Here is a 20,918-nt window from a genome sequence, read left to right on the forward strand (position 1 = left end):
TGTACAGTCATCGCGGGCAGAGGTGCATACCGGCGGGATGCTCACAGCCGACGACATGAATGCAGACGACGTAGCCCAGGTCGCGGCAAGCGCTTCGGGCTTCGGTGCAGACACCGGCGCCATCCAGGCCGAAATGCTGTACGACACGCGCAGCGTTTCGTGGGCGCGCCGTCGGCTATGGTCGCTGCATTACTGACACTGCGGGCGTCCGCGTTTGTCAACGCTATGCTTCTGGTAAGGATGAGCCGTAAGGCCATCACCCTGCAGCGCCATCCTCTTGCTACTCGTAACGTGCCACCGGATAACGTACCACCCCACCCTCGTCCACCACTGCACCCACCGTCAGCTTGACCGGCTCAATGCGCCCGGCAGCCATGATGTGGAACACCGCCTCGCCGCGTGCCGCCAGCCAGTCGGCGACGATGCGCCGGTGGCAGCGCCACCACACGGCCTCCGAGCACATGAACGCCACGCGCTCGCGCCGCCCCAGGGCAATCAGTTCCTGGAGGCCGGCGCTGAACGGCGGCGTCAGCGCATAGTCGGCGTAGCGGTGGAAGCTGGCATTGGTCCAGTAGCCGTTGACCTCGCGCGGCACGCCCGTCACCTTGCCGCGCAGGCCGCCCAGCGCCGCCAGGTGCTCGTAGCCGACGCCGTGCGGCGCCAGCGCGGCGGGCAGCGCATCCTCGTTGAACTGGGGGTTGGCGCGCGAGCGCGGCATCTTGCGGATGTCCACCACGCGCGTCACCTGCGCCTGCGCCAGCAGCTGCAGGAACTCCTCGATGCTGCGGCTGGAATGTCCGATGGTGAAGAACGGCAGCACCGCCACGTCAGCGCACCTTGTGCAGCACGCTGCCCTTGTGCGCGGCGATGTGGTCGGTCTTGTCGCTCTTGATCTCGTACTGCGGCTCTTCCCGACTGGCGCGGTGGGTATGGCCTTTGTAGTCAAAATCGCGGGTGTGGACGGCCGTGATCTGGCCCGTTACATGCCCTGCCTCGGAATTCCAGCGCACGTGGTCGCCCACCTGGAACGCCTTCTTTTCTTCCGTCATTCCTTCATCCTCCTTGTGCCGTCGATGCCAGTCAGCCCCGCGCCCTGCTGCCTGGACGCCTACCAGCTGGTGCTGGTGCATCCACCGCACACCCGGCGCTGACACCCTGAGCCGGCCCGCGCAGGGCCATTGCCTCGCCTGCCGAGACCCTGGACGCCGCCGCGGCGCTCCGGGCGCCCTCGCCAAGCCCGATGAACTTCCAAAGAAAGCGTCTCCCTGTGTCCGAGACTGTCCACCCGTGCCCGACCTGCGGCGCCTGCTGCCACCACTTTCGCGTCGAGTTTTCCGTCTATGAGCTTTCCAGTATGGGAGGCAGCGTACCGGACGCCCTGGCGCACGAAGTCAGCGGAAACCGCTGGCGCATGAACGGCACGGCCGCGCGGCCGGTGCGCTGCGCCGCGCTCACCGGCCTGTGCGGCGAGGAATCCATCTGCAGCATCTACGAGGCGCGCCCCAGCGCCTGCCGTGCCTTCGCCATGGCCAGCGAGCGCTGCGCCGAGGCGCGCGCCGCGCACGGCCTGGGGCCGGTGGATCCGTCGTGGGACGCGGGCGGCGGCCTGCCCCTGGCGGCTTGAAGGCTGGCGCACGATGATCAGCACGCCTGCCGACTGCATGGCCTCCAGCCAGCCCGAGCCCGATGCCTCCATGAGCGACCCCTGCCTGCACTGCGGCGCCTGCTGCGCCAGCCTGCGCGTGGATTTTTCGGTGCACGAAACCGAAGAGCTCGGCGGCAGCGTGCCGCAGGGCCTGACCGTCGAGGTGACGGCGCACACCGCGCGCATGCGCGGCACCGACCACGCGCGCCCGCGCTGTGCGGCGCTGACCGGCCAGGTCGGTGCGCGCGTGGCCTGCGGCATCTATGAATGGCGCCCCTCGCCGTGCCGCGAGTTCGAGGCCGGCTGCGCCGCCTGCACCCGCGCCCGGGCGCGCCACGGCCTGCCGGCATTGCAGCCATGACCAGATCCGACGACACCCCTGGGCTGTGGGATATCTCGCCGCCGGTGCACGCCGCCAGCCCTTCCTACCCGGGCGACGCGCCGTATCGCCAGCGCTGGACGGCGCGCATCGGCGCGGGCAGCGTGGTGAACGTCAGCGAGATTTCGCTGTCGCCGCATATCGGCGCGCATGCGGATGCACCGCTGCACTACGACCCGCACGGCGCCGCCATCGGCGCGCTGGCGCTGGCGCCGTTCATCGGCCCATGCCGGGTGGTGCATGCCATCGACTGCGGGCCACGGGTGCAGTGGCGGCACGTCGCGCACGCGCTGGCGGCGCCGCCGCCGCGGGTGCTGGTGCGCACGCGCGTGCAGGCGGTGGTGGAGCGCTGGGACGAGGCACTGAGCGGGCTGGAGCCGGCGCTGGTACAGCGCCTGGCCGACGCCGGCGTGCAGCTGCTGGGCATCGACAGCGCCAGCATTGACCCGGCGGACAGCCTGGAGTTGTCCAGCCACCAGGTGGTGCGCCAGCGCGGCCTGCGCGTGCTGGAGAACCTGGTGCTGGACGCCGTGCCCGAGGGCGATTACGAACTCATCGCCCTGCCCCTGAAGCTGATGGGCGCCGACGCCTCGCCGGTGCGCGCCATCCTGCGGACGCTGCGCTGAGGTTTTAGGCCATATTGGCCTCTAACCCTTATCAAGAAAGGGCCTGCAGCTATTTTTTCAGGAGCATTTCGCAGGCTGCCGATTACTGCTTCACGGCCTCGATCTGGGCCACGATGCGCACGTTCTTCGGGAAGCCGTACTGCACGCCGTAGTCCACACCGAAGGCCGTGCGGTCGATGGTGGCCTCGAAGTCGCCGCCGCACACCTCACGCTTGAGCATCGGGCTGTCGTAGCAGGCGAACTGGTGCGCCTTGAAGGTGGCGGGCTGGGTCTTGCCCTTGATGGTCAGCTGGCCTGAGACGGAGGCGAGCTTGTCGCCGTCGAAGGTGAAGCGGTCGCCGACGAAGCGCGCCGTGGGGAACTGCGCGGCATCGAAGATTTCCGCGCTCTGCAGGTGCTTGTTGAACGGCGGCGTGCCGGTGTTGATGGAGTCGATGTGGAACGTCAGGTCCACCTTGCCGGTCTTGGCGGCCTTGTCCAGCTGCACCGTGCCCTCCTTCTTGTCGAAGCGGCCGCGGTTCACGCTGGCGCCGAAGTGGCTGATCTCGAAGGTGGCAAAGGTGTGCGCCGGGTCGATGGCATAGGTGGCCAGCTCGGCGTGGGCGGCGCTGCCCAGGGTCAGGACGGCCAGGGCCAGGGCCAGGGGGTGCTTGCGCATGGAAGGTCTCTCCGTTGTTGCGTGGATGGGTGGTGTTGCGTGAAAAAAATACGTGCGGCTGGCGCGGTCAGGGCTTGGCCAGGCCGGTGAAAGCCAGCTTGAACTTCACCTGCACCTCGTCGGCGACCATGGACGTGTCGGCCCACTCGTCCTCGCCGATCTTGAAGGCCAAGCGCTTGATGGCGAAGCTGCCGGTGGCCAGCGTGGTGGCGCCGCTCTGGGCCAGGGTGACGGGCACCGTCACGTCCTGCCTGGCGCCCTTGATAGCCAGCGTGCCGCGCACTTCATAGCGGTTTGGCCCGGGCGAGCGGATGGCGCTGGACTGGAAGGTGGCCTGCGGAAAGCGCGCCACGTTGAACCACACCGGCTTGGGCAGCTCGGCGTCGGTCTCTTTGGCGCCCAGCGTGGCGCTGCCGGTGTCCACGGTGATGGACACCTTGCCGGTCTCAGGGTGCGCGGGGTCCAGCGCCAGCTGCGCGTCGAAGCGCGTGAAGCGCCCCTCCACCGGCACGCCCATCTGCTTGCTGGTGAAGGTGATCTCGCTTTGCGCCGGCACCAGCTTGGGCGCGGCCGGCTGCTGGGCCCAGGCTGCCGTGCCCGTCAGGGCGATGGCCAGCACGCCGGCAGAGGCGTGGGTGGCGAGGAAGGAAAGGGATTGCAGATGCATGTCGGACGATCCGTTTGGCACGAAGGAAAAGTCAGGAAGAGCAGGCGCCGGGCGTCAGGCCCGGGCCCCGGACGGCCACATGCGCGCCAGCAGGCCATCGCGATCCACCCAGTGGTGCTTGAGCGCCGCGCCCACATGCGCCGCGACCAGCGCCGCCAGGGTATAGGCCGTGATGGCGTGCCAGGGCTTGATGGCCTCGGCCAGCGCCTTGTTCACCGGCAGCAGGTCGGGCAACGGCAGCAGCCCCAGGAACACCACCGGGAAGCCGGCGGCCGAACTGTAGGCCCAGCCGACCAGCGGCACCGCCAGGCACAGCGCGTACAGCAGGCCATGCACCGCATGGTGCGCGCGCTGCTGCCACGCCGGCATGGCGCGCAGCACCTGGGGCGGCAGCGGCGGCGGTCGGCGCACTAGGCGCCAGGCCAGGCGCAGCGCCGTCAGCCCGAGCACGGCGGTGCCGGCCCATTTGTGCCAGTTGTACAGCTTCAGGCGCTGCGGCGAGAACGGCAGCCCGGTCATGTACCAGCCCAGCGCCAGCAGGCACAGAACGGCCGCCGCCAGCAGCCAGTGCAGGCCGATGGCGACCAGGCCATAGCGTTGGGGCACACCAGGTACGGGGAATGAATGGGGATGAGAACGCATCGGAGATCAACAGACGGACGGGCGGGCCCACGGGCGCCGCCCCAGAAGGCCCGCCATGCTAGGCCGGCCGGCACCAGTTGCAATTCAATCGCATTCATATCGACATTCAGGAATTTTGAATCCTGCCCGGCGACACACTCCCCGCCATGGGCCGGCGTGGCGGGCGGCACACGGGGTGCGTGTCATGATGGCGGCCGGTTCCAACCCAGCCCTGCGGCGCCTGCCGCTTTTGCCCTCCATGAGTATCCAACCCGATTCCACCCCCGTCGTCTATGGCACCGAAAGCGTGCTGGTATCGCTGTGCAACTCGGTCACGCGCGTGCTGTCCGTGGCCACCCAGGCGCCGGTGCACTACTCGGCCATGGTGCAGCGCATCACCAAGACCTGCCTGAAGCCCGACATTGGCTGCTTCGTGCTGTTCGACGGCGGGTTTTCCGGGCTGGTGATCGCCAACTTCTCGGCCGCCGCGGCCATGGAGATCTACGAGGGCTACATGCTCAGCATGGGCATGGGGCGCGAGGACCTGGCACGCTCGTTCACTTCCGACGAGGTCAGCAACGTCATGGGCGAGCTGATGAACCAGGTGGTGGGCGATTTCACCAGCGCCGTGCGGCGCGAGCTGCAGACGCATATCCGCCAGAACCAGCCCAAGATGCTGGTGCTGAACCAGCAGGTGGTGCTGAGCGTGGACGCCAACCTGGACCAGGCCGAGGCGCGCCGCGTCACCTTCTACACCGGCCAGCACAACATCTTCTACCTCGAGCTGGCGATGGACCGCACGCAGTTCGTCAAGCTGCACGACTTCGAACCCCAGGACGCCCCCGACCCGGACGTGGTGATGGCCCAGGTCGCCAGGGACGCTGCCGGCCAGGCGACGCGCTCCACGCCCGCGGCCGGCAGTGGCGGCGATGACGACGACACCCAGTCGCTGCTGCGCTCGCTGGGCATGTGAGAGCTGCGCCATTTCGCTACTGAAAAAATAGCTGAAGGCCATTGAAGAACAAGGGCTCAAGGCGCTTTTCATTCAATTCCTACAGAGGCGGCCTGCAACCACCGACAGCGCGGCGGCGACCAGCGCCTAGCCTGCGGGGCATCCCCTTTTGCACGGAGGTGCCACATGCCCCAAGCCGCCTGGAGCGCCAAGCGCGAGCGCCAGTATCAGCACATCAAGAGCAGCGCCAAGGAGCGCGGCGAAAGCACCGAGCGCGCCGAGGAGATCGCCGCACGCACGGTCAACAAGGAACGCGCCCAGCACGGCGAGTCCAGGACCGCCAACCCCAAAACGCTGCACGACACCCCGGCGCCGGTGCGTGGTGGGCACCGCTCGCACTCCGGCGCCCAGGGCCGCACGCGCGAGCAGCTGTACGAAGAGGCCAAGCGCAAGAACATCGCCGGTCGCTCGAAGATGAACAAGGCCCAGCTGGCCAAGGCCGTGGGCGGCTGACGCCGTCGGCCTGTCTTCGCACCCGCAGCGGCGCTTACAATGCGCCGCTTCCCGCTGGAGACTTGGGTGAGTGGTTTAAACCAGCAGTCTTGAAAACTGCCGACGGGCAACCGTCCGTGAGTTCGAATCTCACAGTCTCCGCCACCAGCACCTTCGCTGGCAGCCGCGCACCAGCAGCCTCCTGGTCTCTCGCCGGCGTGCTGCTGCGGCCGACGCCATGACTGCCTCCACGGATTGCGCATACATCCAGCAAGCGCTTGGGCTCGCCGCCCAGGCGCTTTTTATTTCCAGCCCGAATCCGCGAGTGGGCTGCGTCATCACCGCCCCGAATGGCCAAGTATTGGGCCGGGGCTTCACCCAGCAGGCCGGCGGCCCGCATGCCGAGGTCATGGCGCTGCGCGATGCGGCGGCTCAGGGGTACGGGGTCCGCGGCGCCACCGCCTATGTGACGCTGGAGCCCTGCTCCCACCACGGCCGCACGGGTCCCTGCTGCGATGCGCTGATCGAGGCTGGCATCGGGCGCGTGGTGGCCTCGCTGGCCGATCCCAACCCACGGGTTGCTGGCCAGGGTTTCGCGCGCCTGCGCGCGGCCGGGATCGCCGTGGATGTGGGACCGGGCGCCGAGGAGTCGCGCGAGCTGAACATCGGTTTCTTCAGCCGCATGCTGCGCGGCCTGCCCTGGGTGCGGCTGAAGGCCGCCGTGTCGCTGGATGGCGCGACGGCGCTGGGTAACGGCGTGAGCCAGTGGATCACCTCGCCTGCCGCGCGCGCCGACGGCCACGCCTGGCGCGCGCGCGCCTGCGCTGTGCTGACGGGCGTGGGCACGGTCCTGGACGACGACCCGCGCCTGGACGTGCGCGAAACAGCTACCCCGCGCCAGCCGCGCCTGGTGCTGGTCGACAGCCGCCTGGACACTCCTGCCACAGCACGCCTTTTTGACGTACCGGGGCGCGAGGTGCTGATCTACACCGCTGCAGCGCAGGACGACCCCAGGGCCGAGGCATTGCGCGCGCGCGGCGCCGTGCTGGTCCAGCTGCCCGATGCGCGCGGCAAGGTGGACCTGGCGGCGCTGCTGCGCGACCTGGCGGCGCGCGGCGCGAACGAGCTGCACGTCGAGGCCGGCCACCGGCTGAATGGTTCGTTGCTGCGCGAGGGCCTGGTGGACGAGTTGCTGGTCTACATGGCGCCGACCCTGCTGGGCGCGCAGACCCGCCCTCTGGCGCACTGGGGGCCGCTGCAGTCGCTGCAAGAGGGCCTGTCCCTGCAGTTCCACGACGTGCAGCGCGTCGGCCCCGACCTGCGTCTGGTGGCCCGGGTACAGGGCCGCGCCGGCGGCTGAGGGCGACGGCCCGCCCACCCCGCGGCGCGTGGGTGTCTGACAGCCCGCAGGCGGGGAGCCGGGCTATAAGCTTGCATCCGCTTACAGCGCGCCTCGTGCGCTCCACCACATGCCTGCCCCTACCCTTTCGACCCGTCGCGCGCGCGCCGGCCTTGCCGCGCGCGGCTGGATCGCCACTACCCTCGTGATGGTGTGCAGCGCCTGCGCCGGACTGCCCAAGGACGTGGACCGTCCCGTCTCCAACGCCATCGACGTCGCCCAGCAGCCCACCGCCCTGTCCGCCTTGGTGGCCCAGAGGCGCGCCGCGGCCGGGGCGCGCTCGGCGTCGGGCTTCATGCTGCTCAGCGGGCCGCAGGACGCGTACGGCAGCCGCCTGGCGATGGTGCAGGCCGCGCAGAAGACGCTGGACCTGCAGTACTACGCGATCCACGCCGATGCCAGCACCGCCCGGCTGCTGCAGGGCGTGGTGCAGGCGGCGCGGCGCGGCGTGCGGGTGCGCATCCTGCTGGACGACTTCCACAGCACCGGGCGCAACGCACTGGTCATGGGCCTGGCGTTCGAGCCGCACATCGAGATGCGCATGTTCAACCCGGTGGCCGGCACGCGCGCCTCGATGCTGGGGCGGCTGTGGGGCTCGGTGACCGACTTCTCGCGCGTGCAGCAGCGCATGCACAACAAGCTGTTCATCGCCGACAACGTGGTAGGCGTGACCGGCGGGCGCAACCTGGGCGACTCGTACTTCGGCCAAGGCACGGGCGAGAACTTCGTCGACATGGACGTGCTGGCCGCCGGTCCCATCGTGGCCGACATGTCGCGCAGCTTCGACAGCTATTGGAACAACCCGCGCTCCTACCCGGTGCAGTCGCTGATCACGCGTGAGGAACTGGAGCGCCTGCGCCAGCAGGTGGATCGCAAGGCCCAGGAGGAGGTCCAGGATGCCAATCAGGATGCCGCCCAAGCCCCCCAGCCGCCGCCCTTGGTGACGCCCAAGGAAGCCGCCAAGGCGGCCGCTGCGGCTGCCCGCTCCAGCGCCAAGGCCGGTGCCGCGGCCGACCTGGCGCCGCCGCCCGAGGCCGCGCACCTGGACAAGGCGGTGCAGGTCTGGAACCAGCAACCCATGAACCTGCAGGCCGTACAGTGGACCTGGGCGCCGGCGGCCATGCTGGCCGACAAGCCGACCAAGGTGCCGCTGGAAAGCGACAGCCTGCCCGCTGCCGCAGCCACCTCACCAAGCGAAGCGGACGCCACACCCGATGCCCCGCTGCTGCGCCGCGACGCGCCCGTCAGCGCGGCTCCTGGCCCGGCGGCCGCCGGGGCGCGCGACGCCGAGACCGTGGTCGATGGCCTGCTGCAGCTGATGCAGCTGACGCAGCGCGAGCTGCTGATCATCTCGCCCTACTTCGTGCCGGGCGACGACATGAAGCGCGCCTTCGCCGAGGCCCGCGCGCGCGGGGTGCGGGTCCGCATCCTGACCAACTCGCTGGCGTCCAACGACGCGCCCATCGCCCACGTCGGCTACGCGCGCCACCGGCGCGAGCTGCTGGAAATGGGAGTCGAGTTGTACGAGCTGCGCAGCGAGCAGGCTGGGCTGCGCTCGGCCTTCGGCGACTCCGGCGCCGGCGCCTCGTCGGGCAAGGGTGTGGCCGGCAGCAAGTCGGCCACGGGCGAGGACAGCACTTCGGGCGGCGCGCCCGGCGCATCGCGCTCCATGCTGCACTCCAAGGTGCTGGTCTCCGACCGCAACCTGCTGGTGGTGGGCTCCATGAACCTGGACCTGCGCTCGCAGCTGCAGAACACCGAGATCGCGCTGGTGATCCGCAGCCGCAAGCTGTCCGAGCAGGCCGCGCACCAGATCGACAACGCCATGCGCGCAGGTGCCTGGCATATCGAGCAGCAGCCAGACGGCAGCGGACTGGTATGGCGCGCGCCGCAGGGCAGCGACCTGCCGGACGCCACGCACGATCCCGACAGCAGCCTGTGGCTGCGCCTGATGCTCCGTCTGCTGGGCCCGCTGGCGCCCGACCGGCTGCTGTGACCGCAGCAGTCAGCCGGCGCTGCAGGCCGCCGTGTCCTGCAGCCGCGCCACCCAGGCGCTGACGTCGCGCTGCTCGGTCATCCGCCGCACCTGCTGGAAGGCCTCCTCGGCCTGCGGATAGTGCCGGCGCAGCAGCGCCAGCCATTGCTTGAGCCGGCCGGCGCGCTGGCGTGGCTCCAGGTGTTCGCACACCAGATCCCAGAAGCGCGCCAGGTGTGGCGCCATGGCCGTCCAGGGCAGCGGCTCGGGCGCATGCCCTGCATCGTGAGCGCGAATGGCCAGCGCCAGGCCCGGATCGGCGACGATGCCGCGCCCCAGCATCAGCGCGTCGCAGCCGCTGGCCGCGCGGCAGCGCAGCGCGTTCTGCACGCTCCAGATCTCGCCGTTGGCCACCACCGGCACGCGCAACGCCTGGCGGATGGGCGCGACCAGTTCCCAGTACGCCGGCGGACGGTAGCCGTCGGTCTTGGTGCGCGCGTGCACCACCACCTCGCAGGCGCCGCCGTCCTGCATGGCCAGAGCGCATTCCAGCGCCCGGCCGGGGTCGTCGTAGCCCAGCCGCATCTTGGCCGACACCGGCAGGTGCGCCGGCACGGCCCGGCGCACGGCCGCCACCACGGCGGCGATGCGCTCGGGCTCGCGCAGCAGCGAGGCGCCGCCACCGTGCCGATTCACGGTCTTGGCCGGGCAGCCGAAGTTCAGGTCGATCCCTTCCGGCCCCAGCTGCGCCAGACGCGCGGCGTTTTCGGCCATGCTCACCGGGTCCGAGCCCAGCAGCTGCGCGCGCACCGGTACGCCGGCCAGGGTGCGCCCGCCGTGCTGCAGTTCGGGGATGAAGCGGTGGAAGACCTTGTCCGGCAGCAGGCTGCCGGTGACGCGGATGAACTCGGACACGCAGCGGTCCACGCCACCCACGCGCGTGAGCACGTCGCGCAGCACGAAGTCGAGAAGCCCCTCCATCGGGGCGAGCAGCAGCGTCATGGAAAAAGGCACCCACGGGCCAGGCGGGCGGTGCGATCGGGAGGGCGCGCACCTTAACCCATTCGCGGGCGCCGCCGCAGCGGGCACGAAAAACGGCCGCCTGCATGGCAGGGCAGCTGTAGCGTGCCGGCGCAGGCGCAGGCGGTCAGTTGGCCAGGTTGCGGATGTATTCCGGGGTGAACTGCGTCGACTTCAGGTCGTTCTTGTTCAGGATCGGCCCCTGGTCGCGACCCTGGTACATGTTCATGCCCACATAGGTGCCCGAGTTCAGGTCGTAGAAGAACGACGTGCCGGCGTGCCAGCGGTTCATGTCGTACGAGTAGTAGTAGTGCGTCTCGCCGTGCTGCCACAGCTGGCCGCGCGCGTCGTACAGGTCGGTGGCGACGGCATGGCCCGTGTCCTCGTCCAGGAACATCACGCGCTTGGCGAACAGGTGGCGGTAGCTGGGCTTGAGCGCGCCCTCCAGCACCCACACGCGGCGCAGCTCGTAGCGGGTGTAGGCCGGGTTCGGGTGGCCGGGCTGGATCAGGTCGGTGTACTTGATCTGCTGGTGCAGGCGCAGCGCATTGGCCGGGATGACCATCTCGCGCTTGCCCTTGAGCGTCCACTCGTAGCGCTCGGGCGAGCCATTGAACAGCCGATCGGAGTCGATGGTCACCTTGCCGCTGGAGCCGGGGATCGGCTGGTCGAAGCCGAACTCGGGCATCTGGCGCACGCGGCGCGTGCCTGGGTCGTACATCCACGCCAGGCGCTTGTGCGTGGCGAAGTTGATCGGCTCGTTGGACAACACCACCCCGCCCTTCTCGCGCTCGGGCAGCTCGGTGATGTTGGTGGCCGAGGCGTACTGCTCGCCATTGGGCTTGCCCAGGTTGCCCGGGCTGTCGTAGTAACTCAGCTGCGAATAGATGGTGCGGCCCCAGGTGATATCGCCCTTTTCGGTGACCACCGCCAGGTCGCGCCGCACCGTCTCGGTGGCGGCGCGCGCGGGCATCAGGTTGTTCCAGAAGGCCTCCAGTCCGTTCTTCGGAATCGGGAAGCTGACCGCGCCCATGTAGCCCTTGACGCCGTTGCCGTCGTTGACCAGCTCGGCCTCCAGGGCGTTTTTCTTCGCCACGGCGCAGACCTCGTCGTCGTAGCGGAAGTCGCGGTGGCCCGGGTACAGCGGCAGGCGCATGGAGTTCGGAAAGCGCTTGAGCAACGCCTTTTGCCCGTCGCTCAGCTTGTCGGCGTACTGCGCCATGTTGGCGGCGGTGATTTCCACCAGCGGCTTTTCGTTGGCGTACAGGTCGGGCTGGAACTGGCCGGCGTGTTTGGTGAACTTGGTGCCGGCTGGCGCGCCCAGGTACTTGCCGGTGAAGGGTGGGATGGTGCCCTCGGCGTTGCCGGCCTTGATGCCGCCCATGCAGGTCAGCTCCTTGCCCAGGCGGTCGGCCTCGGCGGCGGACACCTTGGCCTGCGCCAGCGGCGCGGCCAGCAGTCCTAGGCACAGGGCCAGTGCGGTGCGCGATGGTTGGAAGTTCATGTGTGCTGCGTCCCTCTCCTGCGGTCAATGAAAGTGGCAACGCGCCCGTGCAGGCGCGTCGATGCAGCCGATTGTTCAAAGCCCGCGCGCGTCGGGAATCGTCTGATGGGACTAGCACAGCCCTGGCATGTGCCGCAGCGCAAATTCAGACAAAAAAGCCCGCTGGCCCTTGCGGGCAGCAGGCCTGCAGCTATCAAAAAGTGAGTTTTTCGATCAGTTTAGCGGGCGCTTCAGGCGCACTTCCTCAATCTTCACGCCGCCGATCACGGCGGTCTTGGCGGTGGTCATCTCGCGCTTGAAGCCGGCCATCTCATGAAAGCGCAGCGCACGCTCGTTGCGCAGCGGCACCCAGGCGGTGACGGTGGTGCAGCCTTCCTCGGACAGGCCGTCGCGCGCGGCGTCCCACAGGGCCACGCCCACGCCCTGGCTCCAGTGGCTGGGGGCGGCATAGATGGCCCAGATCTCGCCGGTGGTCGGGCGGGTCTTGGCATCGCGCGAGCGATCGAAGCCGACGAAGCCGACGATCTTGTCGCCATCGACGGCCACCTGCACCTGGGGCTCGCAGTACTCGATGGCCTCGCGCCAGTAGGCCTGACGCTTTTCCACGGACGTCATGGATTTCAGCTGATCGTCCGGCACCAGACCACGGTAGGCCTCCAGTGCGGCGTGGGTGTGGACTTGGGCGATGGCCTTGGCATCGCGGAGGGTGGCAGGGCGGACCTGGATACTGGACATGGACAAACGAAGACGGGTGACAAAGGGAAAACCCGCTATTTTTACGCAAACGACCCCAGGTGCGCCAGGGGCAGGGTTTCAAGCCCTTAGCAACACTGCCTGAACCAGGATGCGGGCCCTGTTTGCGCCGCTTCAGGCGAGCCGTTTGAGCAATGCCAGCACCCGCTCGAACCTTGCCCCGTAAGGCGGGTACAGCAGCTGGCCGAGGTTCCAGCGCGACTGCACCAGCACGCTTTTCTGATGGCAAAAGCGCAGGAAGCCGGCCTCGCCATGGTAGGCCCCCCAGCCGCTGTCGCCCACCCCGCCGAACGGCAGGTTGTCGTGCGCGACGTGCAGCAGCGTGTCGTTCACCGACACCCCGCCGCTGACCGTACGGCCCAGCACCTCGTCGCGCACGGCGTTGTTGCGGCCGAACCAGTACAAGGCCAGCGGCCGGGGCTGGGAATTGATGTGCGCCACCGCGTCGTCCAGCCGTTCATAGCCCAGCACCGGCAGCACCGGGCCAAAGATTTCCTCCTGCATCAGCTGCATCTGTGCGGTGGCGCCGAAGACCAGCACCGGCGCCATCTGCCGCCCCACGCCATCGCCGATGCTCTGCGGCGGACGGGGCGGACTGCCGGGCACCGGCTGCAGCACGCGCAGCTGCGCGCCCAGTGTCTGCGCCTGCTGCAGCATGGTGCGCAGCCGCGCCAGGTGGCGGGTGTTGATGATGGAGGCGTAGTCGGGGTTGCCCTCGAAATACGGGAACAGCCGCGCCACCGCTGCCTGGTAGGCATCGGCGAAGGCCGCCTCGCTGCCGCGCGGCAGCAGCACGTAGTCGGGGGCGATGCAGGTCTGGCCGGCGTTCAGCAGCTTGCCGTGGGCGATCTTCAAGACCGCGTCTTGCAGGTCGCAGTCGGCGTCGATGATGCACGGCGACTTGCCGCCGAGCTCCAGCGTGGTCGGCGTCAGGTTGGCCGCGGCGGCCTGCGCCACCTTGCGGCCGACGGCGGTCGAGCCGGTGAACACCAGGTGGTCGAAGGGCAGCGACGCCACCAGCGCCGCCGTGGCCGCATCGCCTTGTGCCACGGCAAATTCCTCGGGCGCGAAGAACTGCGCCACTAGCGCGGCCAGCTGCGCCGAGGTGTGCGGCGTGAGCTCACTGGGTTTCAGCAGCACCCGGTTGCCGGCGGCCAGCGCACTCATAGCGGGCGCCAGCGACAGTTGCACGGGGTAGTTCCAGGGGGCGATCACGCCAACCACGCCCAGCGGCTGGCGCTCGATGAAGGCGCGCGCGGGCTGCAGCGCCAGCGGGGTGCGTACGCGCTGCGGACGGCTCCAGCGCGCCAGGTGGCGCAGGGTGTGCGCCAGCTGCGCACGCAGCACAAAGAAGTCAGCCACCTCGGTGAGGTGCGGCGAGCGCATGCCGAAGTCGGCCTGCACGGCCGCTGCCAGCACCGGTGCATGTTCTTGCAGCAGCTTGCCCAGGCGTAGCAGGCGTTCACGCCGCAGCGTCAGCGGTACCTGCGGCTGGGCGCGGCTGGCTTCGTGCTGGCGCTGGAAAATCTCACGAATGGCATCGGGCGGCATGCCGGCCATCATAGGCGCGGCATGCGGGGGCGCCGGGGTTTCAGCGGACTTCGCGTACCTGTACGTCGGTCACATCTGTCACTTCGCGCAACCGCGCCCCGCCGGCACGCGCGGTGCCGGCGGCATGCGCCGTCCAGCGCGCGGTGCTGCGCGTGGCCTGGCTCCAGGCGCCGCGCGGATCGACACGCATCCAGGGCGCCACCGGCCGGCCCGTGAGCCGCGACCACACCAGCCGCAGTCCCCAAGCCAGGGCCAGTACGCAGCCCATGGCCAGGATGCTCAGAAACAGGATCACGCCCATGGCCACGACCACGAAGCGCAGGGTCCACCGGGCCAGCCCGGTCAGCATGTCGTTCAAAACTTGCCCCTTTCTAGGCGGATTGCAGGCGCCACGCCTATGCGCCACGCCTGCAGTCCATGGTAGACCTCAGGGCGCCACTTCGGCCTCGCCGAACTGGAATACCCCTGGCTCGCGTACCGGATCGACACCAACCGGGATGATGCTCTTGGGCGGGTAGCGCCCCTCCAGCAGCAACTTGGACAGCGGGTTCTCGATGCGCTGCTGGATGGCCCGCTTGAGCGGGCGCGCACCGAACACCGGATCGAAGCCGACCTTGGCCAGCTCCTCCATCGCCGCCGGCGAGACCTGCAGGTTCAGGTCCATCTTCGCCAGGCGGGCCTCCAGCTGGCGCAGCTGGATGCGGGCGATGGCCTCGATGTGCCGCGCGTCCAGGCCGTGGAACACCACCGTCTCGTCGATGCGGTTCAGGAACTCGGGCCGGAAATGCGCCTTCAGCTCACCCCACACTGCGTCCTTGATTTCCTGCGCGTCGCTGCCGACCATGCTCTGGATCAGGTGTGAGCCGATGTTGCTGGTCATGACGATCACGGTGTTCTTGAAGTCCACCGTACGGCCCTGCCCGTCCGTCAGGCGGCCGTCGTCGAGCACCTGCAGCAGCACGTTGAACACGTCCGGGTGGGCCTTCTCCACCTCGTCGAGCAAGATCACCGAATAGGGCTTGCGCCGCACGGTCTCGGTCAGGTAGCCGCCTTCCTCGTAGCCGACGTAGCCGGGCGGCGCGCCGATCAGGCGGGCCACCGAGTGCTTTTCCATGAACTCGCTCATGTCGATGCGCACCAGGTGGTCCTCGCTGTCGAACAGAAAGCCCGCCAGCGCCTTGCACAGCTCGGTCTTGCCGACGCCCGTGGGGCCCAGGAACAGGAAGCTGCCCAGCGGCCGGTTCGGATCCGACAGACCCGAGCGCGAGCGGCGGATGGCATTCGCCACGGCCGATATCGCCTCGTCCTGGCCAACCACGCGCTCGTGCAGCTTGTCCTCCATGCGCAGCAGCTTGTCCTTTTCGCCCTGCATCATCTTGGACACCGGAATGCCCGTGGCGCGGCTGACCACCTCGGCGATCTCCTCGGCGCCGACCTGTGTGCGCAGCAGCCGGTGCTTCGGGCCCTCGCCGCCGCTGGCGGTCTCGCTGTCCTGCGCCTCCTTCAGGCGCTTTTCCAGCTCGGGCAGCTTGCCGTACTGCAGCTCGGCCACGCGGTTGAAGTCGCCCTTGCGCTTCAGGTCCTCGATCTGCGTGCCGATGGCGTCGATCTCCTTGCGGATTTGCTCGCTGCCCTGGGCGCTGGCCTTCTCGGCCTTCCAGATTTCCTCCAGGTCGGCGTACTCGCGCTCGAGCTTGCCCAGGTCCTCCTCGATCAGCTGCAAACGCTTTTGCGAGGCCTCATCCTGTTCCTTCTTCACCGCCTCGCGCTCGATCTTGAGCTGGATCATGCGCCGCTCCAGGCGGTCGAGTTCCTCGGGCTTGGAGTCGATCTCGATCTTGATCTTGGCCGCGGCTTCGTCGATCAGGTCGATGGCCTTGTCGGGCAGGAAACGGTCGGTGATGTAACGCTGCGACAGCTCGGCCGCGGCGACGATCGCCGGGTCGGTGATGTCCACGCCGTGGTGCGCCTCGTAGCGCACCTGCAGGCCGCGCAGGATGGCAATCGTGTCCTCGACGCTGGGCTCCTCAACCAGCACCTTCTGGAAGCGCCGCTCCAGCGCCGCGTCTTTCTCGATGTACTTGCGGTACTCGTCCAGCGTGGTCGCGCCGATGCAGTGCAGCTCGCCGCGCGCCAGCGCGGGTTTCAGCATATTGCCCGCATCCATCGCGCCCTCGGCCTTGCCGGCGCCGACCATGGTGTGGATCTCGTCGATGAACAGGATGATGCGCCCTTCCTCATGCGCGACCTCCTTGAGCACGGCTTTCAGGCGCTCCTCGAACTCGCCACGGAACTTGGCACCGGCCAGCAGGCCCGCCATGTCCAGCACCAGCACGCGTTTGTTCTTCAGTGTCTCGGGCACCTCGCCAGCCAGAATGCGCTGCGCCAGGCCCTCGACGATGGCGGTCTTGCCCACACCGGGCTCGCCAATCAGCACCGGGTTGTTCTTGCTGCGCCGCTGCAGCACCTGGATGGTACGGCGGATCTCCTCGTCGCGGCCGATGACCGGATCAAGCTTGCCGGCGCGCGCGCGCTCGGTCAGGTCGAGCGTGTACTTCTTCAAAGCCTCGCGCTGGCCCTCGGCCTCGGGGCTGTCCACCTTCTGGCCACCGCGCACGGCGGCAATGGCCGCCTCCAGGCTCTTGCGCGACAGGCCGTGGGTGCGCGCGATGTCGCCGGCCTCGCCCTTGCTGTCGACCAGCGCCAACAAAAACAGCTCGCTGGCGACGAACTGGTCGCCGCGCTGGATAGCTTCCTTCTCGGTGGCCTGCAGCACGCGGCCCAGCTCGGGGCTGCCCTGCACCTGGTCGTGGCCCTGCACCTGCGGCAGGCGCTTGATGGCGGCCTCGGCTGCTGTCAGCAGGCCGCCGACGTTCACGCCGGCGCGCTCGAGCAGCGCGCGCGGGCCCTCGTCCTGGCGCAGCATGGCGACCAGCAGGTGCGTGGGTTCGATATAGGCGTTGTCGTGCCCGAGTGCGAGCGACTGGGCATCGGACAGGGCTTCCTGGAACTTGGTGGTGAATTTGTCGAGACGCATGGCGTGATGTCCTCCGTATCGCAAAACACTTGAGGCGCCCGGCGAATCATTTCAAGGCATGCGACTGCGCTCAGACGTGCAGGAACCCCAGGTTCACTGGATACGCGGCGCCGCCGAAGTGCCCGATATTGGGCAACACCAAGGGCAGTTCGGCATCCGACACGCCGAACCAGCTGGCCAGCGTGGCGGCGAACTGGTCCACCGAAGTGGTCGGCAGCAGCCGCCCCTGCCCGACGTGCCAGGCATCTTCGGGCGCGCCGGTGTTGCCCACGCTCACCGGCGGCGGCGTGCCATAGAAGGCACGCCCGCGCACCGCGCCGCCCACCACCAGATGGTGGCTGCCCCAGCCGTGGTCGGCGCCGTCGCCGTTCGAACTCAGTGTACGGCCGAAGTCGGACGCGGTGAAGGTCGTGACCTGCCGGGCCAGACCCATCTCCTGCGTGGCCTGATGGAAAGCCGTGATGCCGTCGCTGACCTGGCGCAGCAGCGCCGGCTGGCGCTGCACCAGGTTGTCGTGCAGGTCGAAGCCGCCCAGCGAGACCATGAACACCTGGCGCCTGACGCCCAGCGCGGCGTGCGCGCCGATCATGCGTGCCACCATGCGCAGCTGCGCGGCCAGGCGGTTGCCCGCGAGAAACGGCGTGTTCAGCGCCACGCCCGCCGTCGCCTGTGCCACCTGTTGCTGCGCGCCGATGCCGCGGCGCATGACCTGGGTGTAGGCGTCCTCGAGCTGGTGCGCGCGTGGCTGCTGCAGCAGTTCGGCGAACGCTCCGCGCATCGCCGGCTGGGAAAAGAACTTGTTGGACAGCGCATTCACCGCAATCGCCCCAGCCGGCGTGCACTGGTATTGCACCGTGTCGTGCCCGGACAGCAGCGCGCTGGTGCCCGACAGCGACACGCAGGAGAACAGCGAGCCGCCGTTGCTCGACAGCGCCAAGTCGCCCAGGCGCCCGCCCCAGCCGTGCGTGGCGCCCTCGGCGGCCTGCGACTGCCAGACCGACTGCTGATCGTTATGCGAGAACAGCTTGGGCGGCAGCGGCACCGCGCGCGCCTCGTACTGCGCGCGCGTGGTCGGCACGACCAGCGGGCCGACGTTGAGCAGGGCCGCCGCCTGGCCGTCGTTGAACAGGCCGGCCAGCCCTGCCATGGTCGGGTGCAGCGCGTACTCCTGCCCGCCGGGCAGCGGCTGAGCGGTCAGCAGCCGCGTGGCCTGCAGCTGATCATGGGGCAGCGCGATGCCGGCGCGGATGCGCGCATAGCTGGCGTGGCTGGCGGCGTCGAACGGCACCACGGTGTTGGCGTAATCGTTGCCGCCGAACAGGAACACGCAGACCAGCGCCTTGTAGTCGCTGGCGGTCATGGCGGCGGCCTCGCCCATGGCCGCCAGGTTGAGCGACAGCGGCGCGGCTGCGCCCATCATCGCCAGCTGGCCGCAGCGGCGCAGGAAGGCGCGGCGCGCCAGGGTGTCGGTGTGCAGGACATGCATGGAACAGGGCTCCGCGGAAGGGCGCTACTTTTGCACCAGATATTCGGCCGACGCCATCACGAACAGGATGGCGCGCACCACGTGCATGCGCTTGAAGTCGTCGTTGGAACTGGCCGAGACCTGGTCGATGCGCAGCGCATTGGCAATGAAGCCGCACGTCGCGGGCGAGAGCTGGCCGGCGCACAGCAGCAGGTTCAGCCGCGCCACCAGCGCGTCCGAATCGCCCACCAGGGCCAGCTCGGTGCTGTAGTCGGGCACCAGGTCGGGCACATAGGTGGCGCCCGCCGGCGGGCCGCCGCGCGGCTGGCCGGGCACCTCCGGCTGGTACACATAAATGCCGCGCTGGATGATGCTCTGCAGGTAATTGAGGTAGGCGGCGACAGAGCTTTCGCTGACGAGCTGGAACTCCGGTGCCGTGGCGCTACGCGCGGCCATGCCGGTGCCCGGCGGCACGAAGCCGGGGCGGAAGAAGTTGAACACCGACGGCGGGTTGAGCGGCACCTGCTGCAGGTCCTGCTCGACGTTCCAGGCGCCCACCTGGTTCTTCCAGGTGCCCTTGAGCGAACGCACCCCGAAGGCGCGCCCCCAGTTGGCCACGCGCAGCACCGGCTCGCGCAGCTTGCCGAAGGTGGGCGCAGACAGGCCCGCGTCGCCGCGCGCCGCCCCGTCCAGCACGATGGCGCGTAGCACCGCCTTCAGATCGCCGCGCACGCCCGCGCCGTTGTTGTCGAACACGGCGGCCACGCGCCCCACGTAGGCCGGATCGGGGTCGCTGGTGACCAGCCGCTGGATCATCTGGCGCGCGAAGAACGGGCCGACGTTGGGGTGCGCAAACAGCGTGTCCAGCGCGATGCGCAGCGCCTCGGGCCCGGGCGTGCCAGCGGGGATGGTCGTGCCCAGGAAGCTCTTGTCCAGCATCGAATGGCGCGCCGGCTCGAAGCGCATCGGGCGCAGCAGGAAGTCCGCGTGCACGATGGACTGCTGCGGCGCCAGCGGGTTGGGCGACGAGGGCACGCCCTGGTAGTCCACCAGATAGCCGGTGAAGACGCGCGCCAGCTGGCTCACGTCGGACTGGATGTAGCTCTCGATCGGCTGGCCATCGGGACCACGGCGCGGCGTGCCGTCCGGGTTCAGCAGGGACAGGCCGATGGTGAACAGCTGCATCACCTCGCGCGCGTAGTTCTCGTCCGGCACGCGGCCGGTGGCCGGGTTTTCCTTCTGGTTGCCGTGGGTGTTTAGGAACACCCCCATGGCAGGGTGCAGCGTCACCGCCTCCAGCAGCTGGCGGAAGTTGCCCAAGCCCAGGCGGCCGAGCAGGTCCCAGTAGTGCGCACCCGCCAGGCCGGCCCACTTGATGGAGCCGCCAATGCCGTCCATCGAGATCACGAAGAACTCGGACAGGGCCAGCGCCCAGCGCTTGCGCACCATGTCGGGCGCGCTCAGCAGGTCGCGCCAGATGGCGTACTGGTAGAAATAGTCGGAAAAGAAGTAGGTGTGCTCGTCCACCGCCGAATAGCCCTGGCCGACCAGCCAGTCCCACGCGCCCTGCCCCGGCGGCAGAGCCAGCTGCGCGTCCAGCCAAGGCGCCAGCCCGTGCGCGCGCACGGCGGCGATGTCGGCGGCCGACGCCCCGAAGCCTGCGTGGTGCAGCAGGCGTGCCGCCTGCTCGTCGCTCACGCCGCTGGCCGCGGGCGCGAACACCACATCGGCGAACTGCGCCAGCGTGCCGACGTTGGCGATCTGGTGGCCGGTGCCGGGGCCGTACACCAGCACCGTGCCGCCCTGCACACCGAGGTAGTTGCCGGTGCCGGGATAGTGGCGCCACAGTAGGCCGTCGCTGCGCTGCGTTGGCTCGCGCGTTGGGAAGAAGCCGGGGAACTGCCGCTGCGCCCAGTCCATCAATTCGTCGGCCGTGGGCAGGCGGGTGCCCGCGCGCGGCGCCGGCTGCGTGCCGGCACCCAGCAGCTGCGGCTGCGGCGTGGCCAGCGCCGGGGTCAGCAGCGCCGCGGCGGAGGCCGCGAGCGCGCGCGCACCCCAGATGACGGCGCGGAGCGAAGGGGCGCCATCGGGCGCAGGCCGCGGCGCGTCGGCCACGGCGGTGGGGGCGGTCTCGTGCATGGGTCCTTCGTGCAGCCTGCGGGCCGCGGCAGGCC

21 protein-coding genes and 1 tRNA gene are annotated in these 20,918 nt (G+C 69.2%); 9 read left to right on the plus strand and 13 right to left on the minus strand.

Features of this window, described 5'->3' with window-relative positions; genetic code table 11:
• Positions 1-55: 55 nt before the first annotated feature.
• Entirely contained in the window at positions 56-196 is a 141-nt protein-coding gene (locus tag BLQ61_RS17390) for a hypothetical protein (RefSeq protein WP_175488287.1), read from the plus strand.
• An 84-nt stretch (positions 197-280) separates the two neighbouring features.
• On the opposite strand, the gene BLQ61_RS12630 is transcribed toward BLQ61_RS17390, so the two are convergent.
• Positions 281-826, minus strand: a complete 546-nt coding sequence (locus tag BLQ61_RS12630) for a DUF488 domain-containing protein (RefSeq protein WP_245704041.1) — start codon at positions 824-826, stop codon at positions 281-283.
• Between the two features lies 1 nt (position 827).
• A complete protein-coding gene (locus tag BLQ61_RS12635; RefSeq protein WP_091570835.1) occupies positions 828-1,049 on the minus strand; it encodes a hypervirulence associated TUDOR domain-containing protein in 222 nt (73 codons plus the stop codon).
• A gap of 218 nt (positions 1,050-1,267) precedes the next feature.
• Between BLQ61_RS12635 and BLQ61_RS12640 the strand changes: the two genes are divergently transcribed.
• From BLQ61_RS12640 to kynB, 3 genes are all read left to right on the plus strand, one after another.
• A complete protein-coding gene (locus tag BLQ61_RS12640) occupies positions 1,268-1,624 on the plus strand; it encodes a YkgJ family cysteine cluster protein (protein ID WP_091570838.1) in 357 nt (118 codons plus the stop codon).
• 70 nt (positions 1,625-1,694) lie between these two features.
• Positions 1,695-2,006 carry a YkgJ family cysteine cluster protein gene (locus BLQ61_RS12645; RefSeq protein ID WP_091570982.1) on the plus strand — a complete coding sequence of 104 codons (312 nt, stop codon included), beginning with the start codon at positions 1,695-1,697 and terminating at the stop codon, positions 2,004-2,006.
• Positions 2,003-2,650, plus strand: coding sequence for an arylformamidase (gene kynB / locus BLQ61_RS12650; RefSeq protein ID WP_091570841.1), 648 nt, complete (start codon positions 2,003-2,005; stop codon positions 2,648-2,650). Before BLQ61_RS12645 ends, kynB begins: the two co-directional genes overlap by 4 nt.
• Before the next feature lie 82 nt (positions 2,651-2,732).
• Here the strand turns inward: kynB and BLQ61_RS12655 are convergent, their stop codons facing one another.
• The 3 genes from BLQ61_RS12655 to BLQ61_RS12665 all read right to left on the minus strand — a co-directional run bounded on the left by BLQ61_RS12655 (position 2,733) and on the right by BLQ61_RS12665 (position 4,617).
• Positions 2,733-3,308 carry a YceI family protein gene (locus BLQ61_RS12655; RefSeq protein ID WP_091570844.1) on the minus strand — a complete coding sequence of 192 codons (576 nt, stop codon included), beginning with the start codon at positions 3,306-3,308 and terminating at the stop codon, positions 2,733-2,735.
• Positions 3,309-3,375: 67 nt separating this feature from the next.
• Complete coding sequence (locus BLQ61_RS12660) at positions 3,376-3,975, minus strand: YceI family protein (RefSeq protein ID WP_091570846.1); 600 nt, start codon at positions 3,973-3,975, stop codon at positions 3,376-3,378.
• 54 nt (positions 3,976-4,029) lie between these two features.
• A complete protein-coding gene (locus BLQ61_RS12665) occupies positions 4,030-4,617 on the minus strand; it encodes a cytochrome b (protein WP_091570849.1) in 588 nt (195 codons plus the stop codon).
• A gap of 238 nt (positions 4,618-4,855) precedes the next feature.
• Between BLQ61_RS12665 and BLQ61_RS12670 the strand changes: the two genes are divergently transcribed.
• The 5 genes from BLQ61_RS12670 (at position 4,856) to BLQ61_RS12690 (ending at position 9,435) form a co-directional block, all read left to right on the plus strand.
• Entirely contained in the window at positions 4,856-5,569 is a 714-nt protein-coding gene (locus tag BLQ61_RS12670; RefSeq protein WP_175488288.1) for a DUF3334 family protein, read from the plus strand.
• 165 nt (positions 5,570-5,734) lie between these two features.
• Positions 5,735-6,061 (plus strand): plasmid stabilization protein, encoded by a 327-nt coding sequence (locus BLQ61_RS12675; RefSeq protein WP_091570852.1) that lies wholly within the window; start codon positions 5,735-5,737, stop codon positions 6,059-6,061.
• Positions 6,062-6,117: 56 nt separating this feature from the next.
• Positions 6,118-6,205, plus strand: a tRNA-Ser gene (locus BLQ61_RS12680).
• A gap of 73 nt (positions 6,206-6,278) precedes the next feature.
• Entirely contained in the window at positions 6,279-7,400 is a 1,122-nt protein-coding gene (gene ribD / locus BLQ61_RS12685) for a bifunctional diaminohydroxyphosphoribosylaminopyrimidine deaminase/5-amino-6-(5-phosphoribosylamino)uracil reductase RibD (RefSeq protein ID WP_091570854.1), read from the plus strand.
• Positions 7,401-7,509: 109 nt separating this feature from the next.
• Positions 7,510-9,435, plus strand: coding sequence for a phospholipase D family protein (locus BLQ61_RS12690; protein ID WP_091570857.1), 1,926 nt, complete (start codon positions 7,510-7,512; stop codon positions 9,433-9,435).
• Between the two features lie 9 nt (positions 9,436-9,444).
• Here the strand turns inward: BLQ61_RS12690 and BLQ61_RS12695 are convergent, their stop codons facing one another.
• The 8 genes from BLQ61_RS12695 to BLQ61_RS12730 all read right to left on the minus strand — a co-directional run bounded on the left by BLQ61_RS12695 (position 9,445) and on the right by BLQ61_RS12730 (position 20,883).
• Entirely contained in the window at positions 9,445-10,416 is a 972-nt protein-coding gene (locus BLQ61_RS12695; RefSeq protein WP_091570860.1) for a tRNA dihydrouridine synthase, read from the minus strand.
• A gap of 145 nt (positions 10,417-10,561) precedes the next feature.
• A complete protein-coding gene (locus tag BLQ61_RS12700; RefSeq protein WP_091570863.1) occupies positions 10,562-11,938 on the minus strand; it encodes a DUF1329 domain-containing protein in 1,377 nt (458 codons plus the stop codon).
• A 213-nt stretch (positions 11,939-12,151) separates the two neighbouring features.
• Positions 12,152-12,673, minus strand: a complete 522-nt coding sequence (locus tag BLQ61_RS12705; RefSeq protein WP_091570866.1) for a GNAT family N-acetyltransferase — start codon at positions 12,671-12,673, stop codon at positions 12,152-12,154.
• A 132-nt stretch (positions 12,674-12,805) separates the two neighbouring features.
• On the minus strand, positions 12,806-14,242 hold the full coding sequence (locus BLQ61_RS12710; RefSeq protein ID WP_091570987.1) for an aldehyde dehydrogenase family protein: 1,437 nt from the start codon (positions 14,240-14,242) through the stop codon (positions 12,806-12,808).
• A 40-nt stretch (positions 14,243-14,282) separates the two neighbouring features.
• Positions 14,283-14,591 (minus strand): hypothetical protein, encoded by a 309-nt coding sequence (locus BLQ61_RS12715; protein ID WP_245704053.1) that lies wholly within the window; start codon positions 14,589-14,591, stop codon positions 14,283-14,285.
• A gap of 78 nt (positions 14,592-14,669) precedes the next feature.
• The gene (gene clpB, locus BLQ61_RS12720; RefSeq protein ID WP_091570869.1) at positions 14,670-17,279 is read right to left on the minus strand and encodes an ATP-dependent chaperone ClpB; all 2,610 of its coding nucleotides are present in this window, start codon (positions 17,277-17,279) and stop codon (positions 14,670-14,672) included.
• Positions 17,280-17,349: 70 nt separating this feature from the next.
• Positions 17,350-18,765, minus strand: coding sequence for a DUF1501 domain-containing protein (locus BLQ61_RS12725; protein ID WP_091570872.1), 1,416 nt, complete (start codon positions 18,763-18,765; stop codon positions 17,350-17,352).
• A 24-nt stretch (positions 18,766-18,789) separates the two neighbouring features.
• Positions 18,790-20,883, minus strand: coding sequence for a DUF1800 domain-containing protein (locus BLQ61_RS12730; RefSeq protein ID WP_091570874.1), 2,094 nt, complete (start codon positions 20,881-20,883; stop codon positions 18,790-18,792).
• Positions 20,884-20,918 lie beyond the last annotated feature (35 nt).

The organism is Oryzisolibacter propanilivorax, assembly GCF_900103645.1.
GTDB classification, from domain to species: domain Bacteria; phylum Pseudomonadota; class Gammaproteobacteria; order Burkholderiales; family Burkholderiaceae_C; genus Melaminivora; species Melaminivora propanilivorax.